The 19,544-nt window shown below is 58.1% G+C and carries 10 protein-coding genes, 2 tRNA genes and 2 rRNA genes; 2 read left to right on the forward strand and 12 right to left on the reverse strand.

Annotation, left to right across the window (positions count from 1 at the left end; all coding sequences use genetic code 11):
• Both AO356_RS07890 and AO356_RS07895 read left to right on the forward strand, forming a co-directional pair.
• Entirely contained in the window at positions 1-948 is a 948-nt protein-coding gene (locus tag AO356_RS07890; RefSeq protein WP_060739294.1) for a LysR family transcriptional regulator, read from the forward strand.
• A 328-nt stretch (positions 949-1,276) separates the two neighbouring features.
• The gene (locus tag AO356_RS07895) at positions 1,277-1,828 is read left to right on the forward strand and encodes a hypothetical protein (RefSeq protein ID WP_060739295.1); all 552 of its coding nucleotides are present in this window, start codon (positions 1,277-1,279) and stop codon (positions 1,826-1,828) included.
• An 18-nt stretch (positions 1,829-1,846) separates the two neighbouring features.
• On the opposite strand, the gene AO356_RS07900 is transcribed toward AO356_RS07895, so the two are convergent.
• The 12 genes from AO356_RS07900 to AO356_RS07955 all read right to left on the reverse strand — a co-directional run bounded on the left by AO356_RS07900 (position 1,847) and on the right by AO356_RS07955 (position 19,506).
• A complete protein-coding gene (locus AO356_RS07900) occupies positions 1,847-2,782 on the reverse strand; it encodes an STM4504/CBY_0614 family protein (RefSeq protein ID WP_060739296.1) in 936 nt (311 codons plus the stop codon).
• 759 nt (positions 2,783-3,541) lie between these two features.
• Complete coding sequence (locus AO356_RS30715) at positions 3,542-3,697, reverse strand: YegP family protein (protein ID WP_081015331.1); 156 nt, start codon at positions 3,695-3,697, stop codon at positions 3,542-3,544.
• Positions 3,698-4,050: 353 nt separating this feature from the next.
• The gene (locus tag AO356_RS07910) at positions 4,051-4,554 is read right to left on the reverse strand and encodes an OmpA family protein (RefSeq protein ID WP_060739298.1); all 504 of its coding nucleotides are present in this window, start codon (positions 4,552-4,554) and stop codon (positions 4,051-4,053) included.
• Between the two features lie 3 nt (positions 4,555-4,557).
• Positions 4,558-5,826, reverse strand: coding sequence for a diguanylate cyclase domain-containing protein (locus AO356_RS07915; protein ID WP_060739299.1), 1,269 nt, complete (start codon positions 5,824-5,826; stop codon positions 4,558-4,560).
• Positions 5,823-6,398 carry a YfiR family protein gene (locus tag AO356_RS07920; RefSeq protein ID WP_060739300.1) on the reverse strand — a complete coding sequence of 192 codons (576 nt, stop codon included), beginning with the start codon at positions 6,396-6,398 and terminating at the stop codon, positions 5,823-5,825. The genes AO356_RS07915 and AO356_RS07920 overlap by 4 nt, the downstream gene beginning before the upstream one ends.
• 138 nt (positions 6,399-6,536) lie before the next feature.
• Positions 6,537-8,633 carry an exodeoxyribonuclease V subunit alpha gene (gene recD / locus AO356_RS07925; protein ID WP_060739301.1) on the reverse strand — a complete coding sequence of 699 codons (2,097 nt, stop codon included), beginning with the start codon at positions 8,631-8,633 and terminating at the stop codon, positions 6,537-6,539.
• Positions 8,630-12,319, reverse strand: a complete 3,690-nt coding sequence (gene recB, locus AO356_RS07930) for an exodeoxyribonuclease V subunit beta (protein WP_060739302.1) — start codon at positions 12,317-12,319, stop codon at positions 8,630-8,632. The genes recD and recB overlap by 4 nt, the downstream gene beginning before the upstream one ends.
• Positions 12,316-15,768: an exodeoxyribonuclease V subunit gamma gene (gene recC / locus AO356_RS07935; protein ID WP_060739303.1), complete on the reverse strand. Its 3,453-nt coding sequence runs from the start codon at positions 15,766-15,768 to the stop codon at positions 12,316-12,318. The genes recB and recC overlap by 4 nt, the downstream gene beginning before the upstream one ends.
• Positions 15,769-15,923: 155 nt before the next feature.
• Positions 15,924-16,039 (reverse strand): 5S ribosomal RNA (rrf, locus tag AO356_RS07940).
• A gap of 171 nt (positions 16,040-16,210) precedes the next feature.
• Positions 16,211-19,102 (reverse strand): 23S ribosomal RNA (locus AO356_RS07945).
• A gap of 241 nt (positions 19,103-19,343) precedes the next feature.
• Positions 19,344-19,419: transfer RNA gene (locus AO356_RS07950), tRNA-Ala, on the reverse strand.
• 10 nt (positions 19,420-19,429) lie between these two features.
• Positions 19,430-19,506 (reverse strand) — tRNA-Ile (locus AO356_RS07955).
• Positions 19,507-19,544: the final 38 nt, after the last annotated feature.

Here is a 19,544-nt window from a genome sequence, read left to right on the forward strand (position 1 = left end):
ATGCAAAAAAACATCACCTCCCTGGGGTCGCTGAATTGGGACGACCTCAAGTTTTTCCTCGAAGTGGCCCGCACCCGCAAGGCCAGCACGGCCGCCAAGCGCCTGGCCGTCGACTACACCACGGTGTCGCGACGCATCAGCTCGCTGGAAGCCTCGCTGGGCACGCTGCTGTTCGAGAAATCCCGGACCAACGGTTTTGTCCTGACAGCTGAAGGCCAGCGCCTGCTGGGGTACGCCGAATCGATCGAAAGCACCCTGCACATGGCCTGCGAACAGGTCTCAGGCTCTGGCGTGGCGCTGTCCGGTCATGTACGCATGGGCTGCACCGAAGGCTTCGGCAGCTTCTTCATCACCCCGCAACTGAGCCATTTCGTCGACGCCTACCCGGCCATTTCGGTGGACATCCTGCCGCTGCCGCACTTCATCAGTCTTTCCAAGCGCGAAGCCGACATCGTCATCGCCCTCGAACGCCCCGAACATGGCCCCTATGTGTGCTGCAAATTGTGCGACTACCGGCTGCAGCTCTATGCCACCCAGCCCTACCTGGACAATCACCCACCGATCCAGCGCCCGGCCGACCTGGGCAAGCATTCGTTCATCAGCTACGTGGATGACCTGGCGTTCAGTTCCGAATTGCTCTACCTGGCCAACGTCCTGCCCGGTGCCAACGCCCACCTGCGCAGCACCAGCGTGATCGCGCAATTCGTGGCCGCGCAGCAAGGGCGCTCGCTGGCGATCCTGCCCTGCTTCCTCGCCGCCCAGGACCCACGGCTATTGCCGGTGCTGCCGGAGGAAATCACCGTCACCCGGCAGTTCTGGATGTACTGCCGGGAAGACCTGCGCAAGCTCAAACGAATTACGTTGTTGTGGGATTACATCCGCGAGGTGACTGAACAGAATCAACCATTGTTGATGGGTGATAGCCGGGAGATGGTGTTCGCCGATTAACAACCCTTCAAGGAATCGGATAACAGCATCATAACTAGGTCAGACCTTTGCCAATGGTTTCTATCAGCGGTTGGTAGGCAACTTGTAACGTCGAGAGGCACTCACAGACACCGAAACGGACCAACTTTCAGAGGCTTGCGCGGGCGCGATAAGGATCCATGCGGACAAGGCGATAAGTTTCAGATACGAGGGCCTACGGGGGGGGCTACGCACGTATGCGTAAGTGTGAGGTGGTCATTTAGATTTTTTCTGCCAGATTCTCTAAGGCTCCCCGACGCCCTGCATAATTTCGACCATACTCAGACTTTTGTCGCTGAGGGTTCTAATCGTGAGCTGGGACGACGTATTCAGGTTGGTCACTGCCGCAGTTGCATCAGTCGGAACTGCTGGTATTCTTTTTATGGGTCTGTCGTCGTGGTTAGGGAAAATTTGGGCGAGTCGAATACTGGAGAACGAAAAGCACCGACTCGCTACGGCGCTTGAGGCGACCAAACGAGACCTCGACATTATCAAAGAGACCACGCTTCGTTTCCAGAACGACAAGATACTGATTTACCGGACAGTTATCGAAACAGTGGCGCGGCTCCTCGCAGCGCTTGACTCCCATGAAAGCGGAAGATTGGTAACTGCCGAAGCTGGGGCTCGCTACGATGAGTTTAACGAGCAACGGATAAGGATGTATGGGTATCTCGCCATGCTTGCGCCACAATCTGTTATGGACGCTCAAGATGACCTCATCGACCACCTGCTAAAAATCACCAATGGAAAGGCTGAATATGAGTGGGTCAAAATCCGTGAGAAAGCCCTTGTGATGCTCAATGCCGTCCGTGCGGATATTGGAATAAATGACACTCCAATAGCGTATCACGGTGACCTTTGACACTTCTCTGTGCACGGGTCAAGCCACTCTGCTCTTTGATTCAAGACCCGCTAGCATGACTATTGCGGCAGCCGTTAAGTGCAACCCATAAGCGACAATCTCTGGCTCGACAGTCCTAACCGTCTCCCCTTGTCCATGCCCCCCATTCTTATTCCGCAACGTAGGTATGCCGCTGGTGAGTACGTTGACCAAGGCTTGGAGTTGGGCTTCGTTGTACGCGGGCATGAGTTCAGCATCCCTACACGCCAAGATCAACTTCGAAGCAGTATCGCCAGCACCATAGGGTTTTCCGTTGGCGGTCAGTATGATCTTCATGGTGCTTTCAAAGGCCTTGAGCGCATCGACCAATGCCTCTTCGTAGTTGCCATGACGATAGTGCTCATATGCCCCCAGAAACTCATCGCGGGCACCTTCGAACCCCTCAGCATTGAGGAATCCAATGGCAGGCTTCACGACTTCTGAATGAAGAAGCTGTGCGTCTATACGAAGGATCTTTCCGTCGATTAACTCATACCCTAACCCTGCTTCTTTAAATCTTTCGTTCAACTCAGCTAAACATTCATCGACACGCTCATCGGAGTTATGGACCCCCATATAGTCTGGAGATCTCGCCATGCTATTCCCCAGTACACAAGACAATTCGATGGCATCAAGGCATCTTTCGACATCTAGCTCTTGAAGCAGAAAATCATGCAGTTCTGAGAAATAGTCTTGATGATGAATTTTACACAAGCCTCGCTGACCATACTCCCTCCTCAGGACCTTCACGATATCCTCGTATACCTCTCGTGGTCGATAACTCCGATGGTAGTCGTCCATATCGCCCAAAAGCTCTTGAATGATATAAGTCAGCTGAACTCGAAAGGTGCTGGGAAAGCTGTCATACGTGTAGACATCGCTCACCTCACCACGTAACCGCCTTTGACGTTTAGAGTACAAATCGATTACAGCCATAATTCACCCAAGTCGGTTCTGATTAAAATGACAATCATAGCCTCAGCACGATCACCCAGCACAGCCCAAGTAGAATGCAGACTAGCCCATTCACAAAATAGAATAGAAACTTCCAATAATAGGATCAGAGATCCATATCTAGATAACTCAAACCACGGAGACCATCAAGCGGCAGGCATACTTCTTCGGTCCCCATTGAGCGGCGAAAGTCTCAGACACTTCATACCATCTACCGGCAGGATGTCCTGATCCATGATGGGCCCCCATGCAAGAACACTCGCAATGCAATCCTTGGGCATTCCAGCAGGCTGGGGCACATATTTGATGCTCCCGATGGACCTGGATCACATAGACCTTTTTGAACCGACTTATCAGACGCCTCACAGAGTCCTCGAACCAAGCGGTGGGCACCTGCCAAGCTTTGAACTGCGTGCTCCACTCGGGCTTGTTTCGGTTGGTGTTTCGAAGCCAAGCAAAATTATCTAAGGCGTAAGGCATCTTGATAAGAAGCGGAAGCTTTTCCCGTTTCATGACAGTGGGGATCTCATTCTGACGCCATATATCAATGATTCTCGTGTCATTTTTTGTCATCAGATATGCCTGTAAAGAGCCGCCCATAAACTCGCTGGTGGATGCACCTGGGCAACTGGTACTACCTCAACACCTATAAACAGCGTGCCTCGCTCGGTTGACCCACGAGGATATCCAGCTCAATGCCCGTCAAAGGGATGCTACGACAAGCCATCCCTCTCGGACCATTTATGACCCGGTGTAACCATTACGCTGAGCATTCGCAACGCAATCAGTCCGATTCACATAGCCTTGCGACGAAGCCCCAACAATACGACCATTCGGAGCAGTGCGATTCCAACGCCATTCGCCGCTGTTGTCTTTGTAGATGTCCCACTTATCCATAAAACGACTACCTTTCAGGGATGGTTAGAAAGCGCCAACTTCTTCCACATAAGGAGAGACATCATGACCCGCAGCGAAGAGTTCGCTACGAACCCATAAGATGGGATCCAAACTGGTCTTTTTCAAGGGCGATTTGCCACTATCTCAATACCGCTCGTCGGGCTACCGCCCAACGTACAAGTCATCCGCTCTGCCTCCGGCGCAACGCCATATGGCCATACGTGAACGACGCAGACAAATGCCTAAGGTTAGCTCAGCGTTCTTTAAAGACTTAAGGGCCCAGCCGGAAACTCCAGAATCTGAACAGATCAACCATTGTTGATGGGTGATAGCCGGGAGATGGTGTTCGCCGACTAATCGGCGATGACCACGATGGCGACGCGGCGGTTTTCGGTGCGGCCGCTGGGTGTGTCGTTGGAGGCGACCGGGTTGCTGCTGCCCAGGCCGCGCAGCTGGACGTTTTCTTCGCGCATGCCAACGCTTGTCAGCACCTTGCTCACGCTGGCAGCCCGGCGCATCGACAGTTGTTCGTTGTAAGCCTGGGAGCCCGAGGCGTCGGTATGACCATCGACGCGTACGCGCTCGATGCCCGCGCCCAGCAACGCCTTGCCGATGCGCTCGACGATTTCGGTACTGGCCGGGTTGAGATTTTCCATATCGCTGCCGAACAACACCTTGCCCGACAAACCGAAGGCCCAGCCATCGTCGGTCAATTCGAAGCCTTGTTGCTTGAGTACGGCAATTTGCGCCGGGGTCAGGCCTTTCGGCGGTGCCGTCTGGCAACCACTCAGCGCCAGGATGGCAAGCAAGAACAGCGCCGCGAACCAGCGCAGGGAAAATTGAGGGTATGAACGCACGAGTCAGCTCCTGGTTTGAAAATCAGCGACGGAGTGATCCGACCCCGCCGTATGTTGACCGCCTCGAGCGAGGCGTTTGGCTTGGTACATTGCCGCGTCGGCGGCATGGAGCAAGGTGCCCGGTGTGTCACCATGATCCGGGTAGACGGCAATGCCGATACTGAGGGAGGTCAGTACGGAGGCGTTGCCGGGCAATTGAATCGGCATTTCCATGCTGGCGATGATTTTTTCAGCGATCCGCTCGGCATCCTCGGCCTTGTGCAGGGGCGCCAGCAGCACGGCGAATTCATCGCCCCCCAGGCGCGCGACCAAGTCATCCTCGCGCAACTGGGCCCGGACCCGGGTCGCCACGGCCGTCAGCACCGCATCACCGGCGGCGTGACCGAAGTTGTCATTGATGCCCTTGAACCGGTCGCTGTCCAGGTACAGCACGGCCACTTGCTCGTTGAGCTTGCCGGCATTGCGCAAGGCGCGAATCAGTCGGCCTTCGAAAAACGCCCGGTTCGGCAAACCGGTCAGGCTGTCGTGGCTGGCCTGGTGCGCCAGGGTTTCGTTTTCGCTTTGCAGGTGGGTCTGCCAGGACTCCAGTTCATCGAGCAATGCGTTGAAGTCATTGGCCAGGTTATCCAGTTCAGCAATGGCGGCCGGTGGCACGCGTCGGTCCAGGGCTCGCTCGCTGCGTGCCGCGTGGGCCACCTCGGCCAGGCTGCGCAGCGGCCCGATGATCGCACGCAACTGGCGCCGCGCCAGATAAAGCGCCACCCAGGCACTGACCGCCGTGCACAGGATGATCCCCGCCAGGCCGCTGAGCAAAAAGCGCAACAGGCTACCGCCATGCCCTGCCAACACGATACGGCCGATGTTCTGCCCTTGATGAACGATCGGCAGGCTGATGGGTTTTTCCAGGAAGGCCTTGGCAATGTGTACTTCCAGTTCCGACAACAGGCCGGTTTGCGGTCGCTGCCAGCGCGCCAACAGACGGCCATGTTCATTCAACACCTGGGCATCGGCGACTTCCTCGGTGGAGGCGATCAAGGCCAGTGCTTCGGTGGCCGCAGCCGAATCATCGAAGACCACGGCCGCTTCCACGGTGTAATTGATCGAACGGGCGATCAAATGCAGGTTGTGATCGGCGTAGACCCGCAATGCCAGCAGGCCGAGCAAGGTCAAGGAAGCACTGGCCATGGTGATGGCCACCAGCGCGACGATCAGATGGCCACGACCGATGACCGAGCCCAGGGTGGGACGGACCCTTGGTTTGCGCTGTTTCATGGCGTCGCCGGCCTGCGACGGGAAAGCTGCAGCACACTTGGATGGATGCGCACACCACTGCGCGCCACAGAGTCGAGGTTGACCTCGAAAGACACTTGTTCATCGCCGACTCGCAGACAGAACAGGCTCCCCACGGTGCACTGGTCGCCGCCTTCGCTGATGCTCAGCACTGGCTTGCCGATCAAGGACGCAAACAAACGGGTGTGCTCATCGTTGGTCAGCCTGCCGACGTAGACCGCGTTGCAGGCGGTGGCGATATCAGGATGATCGGCCAGCAGCCGCTGCACCGTCACCGGCCGCCCCGTGGCCTGGGTGGTGCCCTTGACCAGATCGTCGGTGTATTGGGTAGGCCCGACGATGCACAGCTGCAGTTGGGTAGGCTCCACGGGCCAACGGGCGTAGCTGAGAATGCCCAATACCACCTGGGTCACCGCTTCGGCCCGCTGCTCGGCCTGGGTCGGGGTGACTTGCTCCTGGGCCATCGCGACAGGCAGCAGCAGACACAAAAGGCCGGCCAGCAGAAAATGCCCCCGCCCCTTGCTGCGCACTGCCTCCCGTACAGGCACTTTCATGGAGAATCTCTTGATCCAGACGATAAGTGCCGGAACGATAGCACAGTGCCCAAAAGCCAGCGAGGCCGCGTGTTACGTAGACTTCGGAGCGAAACAGGCAAAATTGCCGTGGGGCATGAACCATTAAAAGCTGATGATTCAGTCAGCCGGCTCCAACTCCAGCATCAACCCGCTCAAGCGCTTGACCTTGCGCCGGACCGCCTCCTCGAAAATGCCCACTCGCGGTTCGATCAGACTGAACCATTGCTTGCCCCGGGTAATGGCGGTGTATACCAGTTCCTTGGTCAAGACCGGGTTGAGCGCATCCGGAAGGATCAACGCGGTATGGGTGAATTCCGAACCCTGGGATTTGTGCACCGTCATGGCATACACGGTTTCCACGTCATTGAGTCGGCTGGGCAGGACGAAACGCACACCGCCCTGGCCGTCATTACGCGGGAAAGCGACCCGCAGGACCTGTTTGCCGGCATCGGGCCCGTCACGCTCGGGCAGCTTGAGGGCAATGCCGATATCGCCATTCATCAACCCCAGCCCATAGTCATTACGGGTCATCAGTACCGGGCGTCCTTCGTACCACTGGTGATCGCTATCGATAAGGCGAGCCTTGAGCAATGCCGCGGTGATCCGTTGGTTCAACCCTTCAACGCCCCACGGGCCTTTACGCACCGCGCAAAGCAATTGGAATTCGTCGAAGGCCGCCAGTACCTCCCGAGCCCACTCGGCCCAACAACCGTCTTCCAAGGGACGAGAAATGGCCGGGCGACGCTGCCGCAACAGGCTCAGGTAATGCCGATACCCCTGGGGCCCTTCTGGCTTGCCGTCGAGCAGCAGCTTTTCCAGCTTGGTGTCGTGCTCACTCGCCAGTTTCAGGGAGGACAGATCGGCATATTGCCCTTGCTCCAGCAACTGACGGGCTTTTTCAGGCTGTTGCTGGTTGACCCAGCGAGCCAGTTGACCGATCCCACTGCCTTCGCCGAAGCGTCGGGAATGCCTGAGCATCACCACTTGCTGCGCCAGGGGATGAGTGCCGTCGAGGTCTTGCCGCAGGTCACTGGCCGCCAGGTTCTCACCACTGACCGACTCAAGCCAGGCTCGGGTCCGGGGGCTGTACCAACCGTCCTCGGCGTCTCGACACAAATCCCCCAGCACCGCACCGGCCTCTACAGAAGCCAGCTGGTCCTTGTCCCCTAGCAACACCAACCGTGCATGGGCCGGCAGTGCATCCAGCAGATTGGCCATCATCTCCAGGTCGATCATCGACGCCTCATCGACCACCAGCACATCCAGCGGCAAGCGATTGCCGGCATGGTGACGAAAATGCCGGGTGCCGGGACGGCTGCCCAGCAAACGATGGACTGTCGTGACGTCGCACGGAATGCGTTCGCGCACAGCCTCATCCACGTCCAGGGTCCGGACCTGCTGGCTGATGGACTCGGTCAGGCGCGCCGCCGCCTTGCCGGTGGGCGCAGCCAGGCGAATCCGCAGCGGCTTCCCGGCCTCGACAGCCGGAGCCTGCAACAACGCCAGCAGGCGCACAACGGTGGTGGTCTTGCCGGTCCCCGGGCCGCCGGTCACGATACTGAAGGCCCCGCGAGTCGCCAGCGCGCAGGCCAGCTTCTGCCAATCGATCGGGGCGTTGGCATCGGCCGGTCCGAACAGCCCGTCCAAACGCTCGCGCAGGTCACCAGGCGCCGCTTCATGGTCAATCAGCCGTTGGCGCAACGCCTCGTCGATCCGTCGTTCATAACCCCAGTAGCGGCGCAGATAAAGACGCTTGCCAGACAGCACCAACGGACGTTGCTGCGCCTCTTCGCTCTCATCCGCAGCCAGGGCCACCAGACGACTGGCCGCCAGGGCCTTGCACCAATGGGTGCCGTCCAGTGTCTGCAATATTTGCGAGGGCAACAGCATCACGCCTGGCTGAAGGTCGCCCTCGGGGGGCAGCGACAGGGCGAAGTCCGGCTCCTTGAGGGTCTCGAACACATCCAGGCAAACATGCCCGTGGCCCAGTTGGTGACTGGTCAGCGCAGCGGCGAGCAGGACCAAGGGATCATCGTCCGGCGCCAGTTCATGGAGGAACGCCACGAATGCCTTGTCCAGGGCGCGCAACCAGCCGCGCTCGACCCAGCGCGTCAGTAACAACAGCAGGTCCTGGGCACGGCTCAAGGGGGCCAGGTCAACCGGGCTCTCGTCGTCGGACGCCTTGGGCAGCAGGTCGGCAAAGGAACGACTCATAGCAGTTCTCCCTGTACCCACGCCGGCTCGGCCTTGGGTTCGGGCGCGCCCTGGAACAGCCGATCCAGTTGTTCGATCAAGGCCCGTGGCGGCTTGGTGAAATACACGCCCTGGCTGGTCGAGCGGGTGCCGCGAAGGAACAGGTAGAGCGCGCCGCCGACATGCCGGTCGTAGTCGTAATCGGGGAGCCGCGCCTTGAGCTGGCGATGCAGGGCCAACAGGTACAGCACGTATTGCAGGTCGTAGCGATGGTCCAGGATCGACTGTTCCATGGCCTGTACGGTGTAGGCCATGTCATCGACACCCAGCCAGTTGGATTTGTAATCGGCCACGTAATACCGACCGTCGTGCTCGAACGTCAAATCGATGAAGCCCTTGAACATGCCGTTGAGCAGCACCGGTTCCGCCGCGACACGGGCCACACCACCATGGGTGAACCGGCAAACCAGTTGATCAAGCTTTTGCACATCGACCTTGTGGCTGGCGAACCAGAACTCCATCTCGACCTGGAACCGGGTCAGTTGTTCGAGCACCACCGGCGCCTGGTCGTTGCCGACGGGCATGGGCATTTTGATCAGGTGCTGCAGCCAGTCGCTCAATGTGATGATCCAACCTTTCCAGCCTCGGCGATTGCAGCGTCGGGCAATGGCATCCTCGATATCCGTCGGCGCAGATGAAAAACCTTCCCCGGCGGCCCACTCCAAGAGGCCATGAAGGAAAGTGCCGGGACCTGGGCCACGGGGAAAACGGTGGATATCGCCACCGAGGGCGATGGTCTCCCTGGGAGCGTCCGGGTCCAGTCGCTCATCGTCGAACAACTTCTGGGCTTGCGGATTCTCTGGCGCGGTATCGCTGCCTTCGCTCAGGCTTTCGCCGATGCGCAAGGCGCTGTAAGACGCGATCCACCAATTTTCGCTGGCTTTTCGCAAGGGCACCAAGGGTTCGAGCAACACAGCGTCATTGCGCGGCGGCCGGTAGCGCTCGTCGGTGGCTTCGGGCACTGGCTGGCAACTCACCGCGACACTGCCTTGTTGCAGGTCTTCCAGCCAACGCCTCAGCTCCACCGACTCGGCCAACGGCACGCCGCCGCCCAACAGATAACCCAGCGCGGACACATGCAGGATCGAGCTGTTGTTGTTGCCCCGCTTGAGGTCCGCCACACCCAGCCAGCAGGCATGTTGTGCACGGGTCAGTGCCACGTAGAGCAGCCGCAGGTCCTCGGCCAGACGCTCGTCATCGGCCTTGGCGATCAGTTCGGCGGTGGGCTTGAGGCTGATCTGCGCCTTGTTGGCCTCATCGTGGTAATGCAACGGCAATCGACTGCCATCCACCGGTTTCGTCGAACAGATGAAGGGCAAGAAAACCAACGGATATTCAAGCCCCTTGGACTTGTGGATCGTGACCACCTTGACCAACTGCTCATCGCTTTCCAGGCGCAGGATCTGCTCTTCCCCCGCCTGTCCGGACAAAGCCAGGTGCTCGGACAAATGCCGGATCAAGGCTTGTTCGCCATCCAGTTCACCGGCGGCCTGCTGCAACAGTTCGCAAAGGTGCAGCAAGTTGGTCAGCACCCGCTCGCCATCGCTACGTGCCATCAAGGCCTGGGGCAGTTCGAAATCATGCAGCAGGCGGCGCAACATCGGCAGCACGCCCTGGCTGCGCCAGACCGAACGATAACCACGAAACTGCATGACCCGGGCTTCCCAAGCCAGCTCATCCTGATTGAGGCGCTCCAGCTCCGTCAGCGGCAGGTTCAACGTGATGCTGGCCAGCGCTGCCCGTAGCGGTCGCTCCACATCCGGCTCGGCGCAGGCCTTGAGCCAGGTCAGCAAATCCCGCGCCTCTTGCGATGCGAAGACCGAATCCTTATCGGACAGATAGACACTGCGCACGTCCCGCGCGGACAACTCGCCTCGCACGGCCTGCGCTTCTTTACCGTCGCGCACCAGGATGGCGATATCCGCCGGGCGCAACCCGCGCAGCGTTTCGCCATCGACCGTGAAACCGTCGCGTCCCGACTGGCCACCGTTGAGCAATGCCGTGATCTCACTGGCGCAGGCGGCCGCCATGGCTTGCCGGTACATCGCACCGGAAAGCGGCTGCTCCGACGGCAGGTGCCAGATATTCAGCGCCGCAACGGCCTGCCCTGCCACCTGCAAGGACTCCTTGCGCCCCTGGGACTCAACGGACAGGAACGGCACCGGGTTCTCACCCGAAGGTTCACGGAACAGAAAGGCACCGCGGCCCTTCGGACGGGACTCGGCCTTCTGGAAGACATGGTTTACCGCACCCACCATGGCATGGCTGGAACGGAAATTCGTGCCCAGCGTATGCAACCGGCCGGCGGTGGCCTGGCGAGCACGCAGGTAGGTGTAGATGTCGGCACCGCGAAAAGCGTAGATCGCCTGCTTAGGATCGCCGATCAGGAAAAGTCCGGTCTCAGTGTCGTTGTCTTCGATGCGGTAGATGCTTTCGAAGATCCGGTATTGAACCGGGTCGGTGTCCTGGAACTCATCGATCAGCGCCACCGGAAACTGCTCGCGGATCAGGCTCGCCAGACGCTCGCCACCGTCGGCCTGCAGCGCCGCGTCGAGACGCAGCAGCATGTCGTCGAAGCCCATTTCGGCGCGGCGACGTTTCTCGGCTTCGAAACGCGCCCCGACCCATTGCGCGGCATGCTGCAACACGGCGGCATCTGGCGTGGGCAACGCATCCAGGCTGGCCTTGAGACCGGCCATGGCGTCCAGCCCGGGATGGCTGGGCACTTCACCTTTCCAGGCTTCGGCCATGCCTTCGGGGGTCAGGCGCGTGAACCCGGTGCCGATGTCCAACAACTCAAGACTTTCGTCATCGACCCAGGCGGTGATTTTCTGAAACCACGGTTCGAAGTAACGCGCCTGCATCTTGCGCCCATCGACGGACTTGCTGGCGACGCCTTGCTGGCAGATCTCCAGCAGTTCCACGGCCCACTGTCGCCATGGCGCCTTGAGATCGAGCAAGGCAGCACTGCGCTCCTGCAGGGAGGCCGCGATGAGTTCGGCAGGCTCAAGCCCGTCACCGTCGTCACGCTCGCTGGAAAACAACCCCCTCACCCGTGGCAACAGCGCAGCCGGCCCTCCCCAATGGGTACGCACCCAATTCAGCGCCTCGCCTTGCATCGAATAGCAGAACAGCCGCCAGTAATCGCGCAAGACCTCGCCCAGCAATTCGCTGTGGTCAGTTTCCAGGGTCTGGGTAAACAGGCTGCCGCTGTCGAAGGCATGCTCACGCAACATGCGCTGGCACCAGCTATGGATGGTCGAGACGGCCGCTTCGTCCATCCACTGGGCGGCGATGTCCAGCCGGTTCGCGCAGCCAGGCCATTGCTCGGCACTGAATTCATCGCGCAATGCAGCGATCAGTGAATCCGGGGCTGGAATCTCGTCGCGAAAGAAGCGTGCGGCTTCGGCCAGACGGGTACGAATTCGTTCACGTAACTCCTTGGTGGCAGCGTCCGTAAAGGTCACCACCAGGATTTGCGGCGGAAGCAGTTCGCGGCCAAAACCGGACACCGAACCGCCATGCCCCAGCACCAGACGCAGGTACAGCGCCGAAATGGTGAAGGTCTTGCCGGTACCGGCGCTGGCCTCGATCAGTTGGCTGCCTCGTAGCGGAAAAGCCAGGGCCAAAGGTGTCTGCCGACTCATGAACGGGCCTCCTCGCCGGCCGATGAACGCCATGGGGCTTCGAGCAAGGGCCGATAAAGCGCATCGCACCAGTCGGGGAATGTTTCATCAGCCATCAAGGCCGTGAAATCCGGAAACTGTCGAGCCAAGGCCGGGTTCTCCCGCCGTTCGCCTTCAAACGTCTGTCCATCGCCCTCATAGGCTTTGCGCGCCGCGGCTTCGGCCTTGAGTGGATCACTCTGGCCCAGCCAGGCGAAAGCCGTCTTCACCGCGATCGGCAGCGGCTGGCGCATACCGGTCTGCCAAGCCTGCAGCATGTCGCCCAACAACCTTCGTGCGACAGGCTCTTCGAAAGGTGCCAACAGCAAGCTGTCATCACTGGCCACCAGCGCTGTCGTCAACGACAAGCCGTTAGCGCAGGCCACGAGATGGTTGACCCAGGGCCGTATCAGGCGATGCCACTTGCGGGTCTTGGTGGAGCCGATGTTATTGGGTATGGCCGTGATGGCGAGGACCGCACCATCGGCGCGCTGGTGCAGGCCACTGAGCCATCCTTCGACACTCACGCCCTGCAAGTGCAGGCTGACAGGCACGGCACTGGTCAGCGGTGTGGGCCATAACGCCAGAAGCTGTTGGTAACGCTGGAGCAGATCCGGCAAGGGCTCGATCAACTCACGCTGCATGCACTCTCCGAACCCGGCCATCGGTAACAGGCCGCTGTTCTGGAGTCTCTGGGCGTGGGCGGCCAGGGCCAGATCTGGCTGGTCCAGGCGTACCAGCGCAGCCTCGAGCAGGCTGTCACTCAGGGTGTAGCGTTGCAGCGCATCGAGCACGAAAGGTTCGTCATCGGCCAGAGGCGCCTCGATGGCTTCGAAGAATACTTTCAGCCGCTGGCTGAAAAAATGGCGGACGGGATTGCGCAGGAAGTCCTGCAACTGACCGAGGCCCAAGGGTTCTTCCTGGACGTAAGGTGCCAGCACCTGGATTTTGTCAGTGTGATCGGAGGTGTCGTGGAGCATTCGCCATTCGCTGGCGTAACTGAACAGCTCGTCACCCTGATGGAAATAACGCGCACTGAACGGTTGCAGCGGATGCTCCTGGGTCAGGGCATCGAGAAGACTCTTGCTGTCATCGGCCAACCGCCAGCCACTGGCGAGATGATCACGCAGTTGGCCGATCAATACCGATGCCGGTCGCTCACTGTTGTCGCGGATGCTGCGCCCCACCCAACTGACGTACAGCTTTTCCCGGGCCGAAAGCAGCGCTTCCAACAACAGGTAGCGGTCATCCTCACGGCGGGAACGATCGCCCGGACGATAATCGCCGCCCATCAGATCGAAGTCCAAGGGTGGCTGGGCTCGCGGGTAATCACCGTCATTCATTCCCAGCAGGCACACCAGCTTGAAGGGGATCGCGCGCATTGGCATCAAGGTACAGAAGTTGACGGCTCCGGCCAGGAAGCGTTGGGACAGTCGCCCCTGATCCAGCCCGGCCAGCCATGCTTCACGTACCACCGTCAGCGGCAATTCATCGTGTAGCCCCACCGACTCACAGGTTTCCAGCCAGGTTTCACGCAAGTCTTCGAGTTGGGCCAGCAAATAGTCGTCATGTTCGTTGCTCGCCTGGAAAAACAGCTGCATCAGGTCGTGCAGGCGCGAACCCCATTGCTGCGGCGATGCCGGCTGGGTGAGTTCCTGATGAGCGACTTCCAGGGCATCCAGCAACGCAACCAGCGGACCGATCAATGCCGCATCCAGGCCGCCGATCTCGTCATAGGGCTCGATGCCGTCATAGGCCTGCGAACTGCCGACAGCGTACCCCAGCAACATGCGACGCAAGCCGAAACGCCAGCTGTTCTGCTCAAGCTCCGCAGGCAGCCCCAGCCCGGCACGGTGTTCGGCGCTCATCCCCCAGCGGATCCCCGCCCCTTCGATCCAGCGGTGCAATGTCGGCAGGTCGGCCTCATCGATGCCAAACCGTTCGCGCAACGCCGGGACATCCAGCAGATCGAGGATTTCGCTGACCGGGAAACGACTGTCCGGCAGCTTGAGCAAATGCTCGACGGCAATCAGCAATGGATCACGTCCACGCTGGCCCTGGTCAGTCAGCGTGAATGGAATGAAACGAGGGTCGCTCCGGTCGAGCTGACCGAACACCGCGCGAATGTGCGGCGCATAACTGTCGATGTCCGGGACCATGACGATGATATCCCGTGGGCGCAGGGTCGGATCCGCACTGAAGTGGGCCAGCAACTGGTCATGGAGAATCTCGACTTCACGCTGGGCGCCGTGGGCCACATGAAAGCGGATCGAGCCATCTCGCTCCGTATCGACGACAGGCCAGTGCTCCCGGGTTTCGTTCAGGGGGCGTAGCTCCAGGATGTCATCCTGCAACTGACTGAGCAGGGTCGTAGGGGTCCCATCCGTAAACAGGTCGATTCGCCCATCGCGAAATACCGCGCGGTAGCTGTTGGGGTCGTCGTAGCTGTCGAGCAGGTTGATATAGTCGCGCCCCTGCTTGCCCCAGGCAGCCAATAACGGATGGGCATGTTGATGCAGGGTTTGCGGATCGAGGACGGCGGGCATGCCGGTCTTGCGAGCCTGACGCTTGTATTGGTGGCGCAGCAGATCCTTGTCGGCGACGATATCCGCCCAATGATGACGACACGGGTTATGCACGCAGAGCAGAACCTGGCTGAACCGGGAAAGACCGGCAAGCGCCTCGAGGACTTGGGCAGGCAACGAAGAAATACCGAATACGATGACCCGCGCCGGCAAGCCTTTCGGAGCGACTTCCAGGTTGTTGATACGCTCGATGTAGCGCTGGTGGACGCCGGCACGGCTTTGCGCCATGCCTTGTTCACCCACATCCAGCAACAAGGCACGCCACAGTTCCGCTTGCCAGCAATTCGCCGGCGAGAGCGGCTTGATTTCGCCTCGGACATTTCGTGTCTGGTGTCGACCTTCAGCCCAATCCTCGAGCCAGTCGGCCCGGTACACTTGGTACTGGTCGAACAGATCGGCAAGGCGCTCGGACAGTTGATAGCGCTTGCGCAGGTCGGTGTCGTGGGTAAGGAATCGTCGCAAAGGTTCGAAATGAGGCTGCTCGATCAACTGCGGCAACAGGCGCATCAGGCGCCAGGTCAGCGGAGCCTTGTCCAATAGGGACTTGGCCGGAATCTCGTCACGTCCCAGGACTGTTCGATACAGCTGCCACATGAAGCTGCCCGGCAATTGCACATCAATGGCCGCCGCAATACCGCAGCCGCCGGAATCATCATCTTCCGGGTCTTCAGCCAGTGCGAGCTTGAGCCATTGGGCAATGCCGTTGCTTTGTACCAGGGCGATTTCATTTTCAAGGGGAGCCAGCGGGTAGCGCCGCATCAAGCTGATCACCAGGCTGCGCAACTCATCAAGGCGATTCCCGTGAACCACCATGAAAGCTGGGCTAAGGGACGTTGCGTCCGGCATGAAAGGCATCCTTGAAAATGCAAAAGCTAGGGCAGAACCTTAGCACTGTCGGGGGGCTGTGACAGCCGGGAGCTGTCCGAGCGTGTCGTAAGAACTTTCCTGCGGGCAAAACAAAACCCCTACCTGCATCAGCAGATAGGGGTTTCGGAATTTAATCTTGACGATGACCTACTCTCACATGGGGAAACCCCACACTACCATCGGCGATGCATCGTTTCACTTCTGAGTTCGGGATGGGATCAGGTGGTTCCAATGCTCTATGGTCGTCAAGAAATTCGGTAGCCAGCGCGTGCCTTGCGGTCACGTTCCAGCGAATGGGTATGCGATAGTTTGTGTGTTGCAATCGAGCGTCGCGAACTTTCGGTTCGTTTCGTCTTCACACACCGCAATCTGGTTCTCGTTCGCCCTGGGGCTTGGAGTTTACAAATTGCTTGGGTGTTATATGGTCAAGCCTCACGGGCAATTAGTACAGGTTAGCTCAACGCCTCACAGCGCTTACACACCCTGCCTATCAACGTCGTAGTCTTCGACGGCCCTTCAGGGGACTCAAGGTCCCAGTGAGATCTCATCTTGAGGCAAGTTTCCCGCTTAGATGCTTTCAGCGGTTATCTTTTCCGAACATAGCTACCCGGCAATGCCACTGGCGTGACAACCGGAACACCAGAGGTTCGTCCACTCCGGTCCTCTCGTACTAGGAGCAGCCCCTCTCAAATCTCAAACGTCCACGGCAGATAGGGACCGAACTGTCTCACGACGTTCTAAACCCAGCTCGCGTACCACTTTAAATGGCGAACAGCCATACCCTTGGGACCGGCTTCAGCCCCAGGATGTGATGAGCCGACATCGAGGTGCCAAACACCGCCGTCGATATGAACTCTTGGGCGGTATCAGCCTGTTATCCCCGGAGTACCTTTTATCCGTTGAGCGATGGCCCTTCCATACAGAACCACCGGATCACTAAGACCTACTTTCGTACCTGCTCGACGTGTCTGTCTCGCAGTCAAGCGCGCTTTTGCCTTTATACTCTACGACCGATTTCCGACCGGTCTGAGCGCACCTTCGTACTCCTCCGTTACTCTTTAGGAGGAGACCGCCCCAGTCAAACTACCCACCATACACTGTCCTCGATCCGGATAACGGACCTGAGTTAGAACCTCAAAGTTGCCAGGGTGGTATTTCAAGGATGGCTCCACGCGAACTGGCGTCCACGCTTCAAAGCCTCCCACCTATCCTACACAAGCAAATTCAAAGTCCAGTGCAAAGCTATAGTAAAGGTTCACGGGGTCTTTCCGTCTAGCCGCGGATACACTGCATCTTCACAGCGATTTCAATTTCACTGAGTCTCGGGTGGAGACAGCGCCGCCATCGTTACGCCATTCGTGCAGGTCGGAACTTACCCGACAAGGAATTTCGCTACCTTAGGACCGTTATAGTTACGGCCGCCGTTTACCGGGGCTTCGATCAAGAGCTTCGCGTTAGCTAACCCCATCAATTAACCTTCCGGCACCGGGCAGGCGTCACACCCTATACGTCCACTTTCGTGTTTGCAGAGTGCTGTGTTTTTAATAAACAGTCGCAGCGGCCTGGTATCTTCGACCGGCGTGGGCTTACGCAGCAAGTGCTTCACCCTCACCGGCGCACCTTCTCCCGAAGTTACGGTGCCATTTTGCCTAGTTCCTTCACCCGAGTTCTCTCAAGCGCCTTGGTATTCTCTACCCAACCACCTGTGTCGGTTTGGGGTACGGTTCCTGGTTACCTGAAGCTTAGAAGCTTTTCTTGGAAGCATGGCATCAACCACTTCGTCACCCAAAGGGTAACTCGTCATCAGCTCTCGGCCTTAGAATCCCGGATTTACCTAAGATTCCAGCCTACCACCTTAAACTTGGACAACCAACGCCAAGCTGGCCTAGCCTTCTCCGTCCCTCCATCGCAATAACCAGAAGTACAGGAATATTAACCTGTTTTCCATCGACTACGCTTTTCAGCCTCGCCTTAGGGACCGACTAACCCTGCGTCGATTAACGTTGCGCAGGAAACCTTGGTCTTTCGGCGTGGGTGTTTTTCACACCCATTGTCGTTACTCATGTCAGCATTCGCACTTCTGATACCTCCAGCAAGCTTCTCAACTCACCTTCACAGGCTTACAGAACGCTCCTCTACCGCATCACTTACGTGATACCCGTAGCTTCGGTGTATGGTTTGAGCCCCGTTACATCTTCCGCGCAGGCCGACTCGACTAGTGAGCTATTACGCTTTCTTTAAAGGGTGGCTGCTTCTAAGCCAACCTCCTAGCTGTCTAAGCCTTCCCACATCGTTTCCCACTTAACCATAACTTTGGGACCTTAGCTGACGGTCTGGGTTGTTTCCCTTTTCACGACGGACGTTAGCACCCGCCGTGTGTCTCCCATGCTCGGCACTTGTAGGTATTCGGAGTTTGCATCGGTTTGGTAAGTCGGGATGACCCCCTAGCCGAAACAGTGCTCTACCCCCTACAGTGATACATGAGGCGCTACCTAAATAGCTTTCGAGGAGAACCAGCTATCTCCGAGCTTGATTAGCCTTTCACTCCGATCCACAGGTCATCCGCTAACTTTTCAACGGTAGTCGGTTCGGTCCTCCAGTCAGTGTTACCTAACCTTCAACCTGCCCATGGATAGATCGCCCGGTTTCGGGTCTATTCCCAGCGACTAGACGCCCTATTAAGACTCGCTTTCGCTACGCCTCCCCTATTCGGTTAAGCTCGCCACTGAAAATAAGTCGCTGACCCATTATACAAAAGGTACGCAGTCACCCAACAAAGTGGGCTCCCACTGCTTGTACGCATACGGTTTCAGGATCTATTTCACTCCCCTCTCCGGGGTTCTTTTCGCCTTTCCCTCACGGTACTAGTTCACTATCGGTCAGTCAGTAGTATTTAGCCTTGGAGGATGGTCCCCCCATATTCAGACAAAGTTTCTCGTGCTCCGTCCTACTCGATTTCACTTCTAAGATCCTTTCGCGTACAGGGCTATCACCCACTATGGCCGCACTTTCCAGAGCGTTCCGCTAAAATCAAAGAAGCTTAAGGGCTAGTCCCCGTTCGCTCGCCACTACTAAGGGAATCTCGGTTGATTTCTTTTCCTCAGGGTACTTAGATGTTTCAGTTCCCCTGGTTCGCCTCTTGCACCTATGTATTCAGTACAAGATAACCATCTTATGATGGCTGGGTTCCCCCATTCAGACATCTCCGGATCACAGTCTGTTTGCCGACTCCCCGAAGCTTTTCGCAGGCTACCACGTCTTTCATCGCCTCTGACTGCCAAGGCATCCACCGTATGCGCTTCTTCACTTGACCATATAACCCCAAGCAATCTGGTTATACTGTGAAGACGACATTCGCCGAAAATTCGATCTTGCTCAAAGAGCAACTCACAAATTTTACCTTAGCCTGATCCGTTACCAGTGAAAGTAACGTTCAGTCTATCTTTCTATCACATACCCAAATTTTTAAAGAACGATCTAATCAAAAGACTAGAAATCAACATTCACCATCACCTTGATGGAATGCTCATTTCTAAGCTTTCAGAAGCAGTTTATGGTGGAGCCAAGCGGGATCGAACCGCTGACCTCCTGCGTGCAAGGCAGGCGCTCTCCCAGCTGAGCTATGGCCCCATTACAAAATTGGTGGGTCTGGGCAGATTCGAACTGCCGACCTCACCCTTATCAGGGGTGCGCTCTAACCAACTGAGCTACAGACCCAATTTCGAGCTTGTAACTGTTAGCTGTGAGCTATCAGC

The organism is Pseudomonas fluorescens, assembly GCF_001307275.1.
In the GTDB taxonomy this organism is placed as follows: Bacteria; Pseudomonadota; Gammaproteobacteria; order Pseudomonadales; family Pseudomonadaceae; genus Aquipseudomonas; species Aquipseudomonas fluorescens_AA.

Excerpts from the sequence above, each read along its gene's own strand:
- AO356_RS07890 (WP_060739294.1), top strand. The coding sequence starts at position 1 with ATGCAAAAAAACATCACCTCCCTGGGGTCGCTGAATTGGGACGACCTC.
- AO356_RS07900 (WP_060739296.1), bottom strand. The coding sequence starts at position 2,782 with ATGGCTGTAATCGATTTGTACTCTAAACGTCAAAGGCGGTTACGTGGT.
- AO356_RS30715 (WP_081015331.1), bottom strand. The coding sequence starts at position 3,697 with ATGGATAAGTGGGACATCTACAAAGACAACAGCGGCGAATGGCGTTGG.
- AO356_RS07915 (WP_060739299.1), bottom strand. The coding sequence starts at position 5,826 with ATGAAACAGCGCAAACCAAGGGTCCGTCCCACCCTGGGCTCGGTCATC.
- AO356_RS07920 (WP_060739300.1), bottom strand. The coding sequence starts at position 6,398 with ATGAAAGTGCCTGTACGGGAGGCAGTGCGCAGCAAGGGGCGGGGGCAT.
- recD (WP_060739301.1), bottom strand. The coding sequence starts at position 8,633 with ATGAGTCGTTCCTTTGCCGACCTGCTGCCCAAGGCGTCCGACGACGAG.
- recB (WP_060739302.1), bottom strand. The coding sequence starts at position 12,319 with ATGAGTCGGCAGACACCTTTGGCCCTGGCTTTTCCGCTACGAGGCAGC.
- recC (WP_060739303.1), bottom strand. The coding sequence starts at position 15,768 with ATGCCGGACGCAACGTCCCTTAGCCCAGCTTTCATGGTGGTTCACGGG.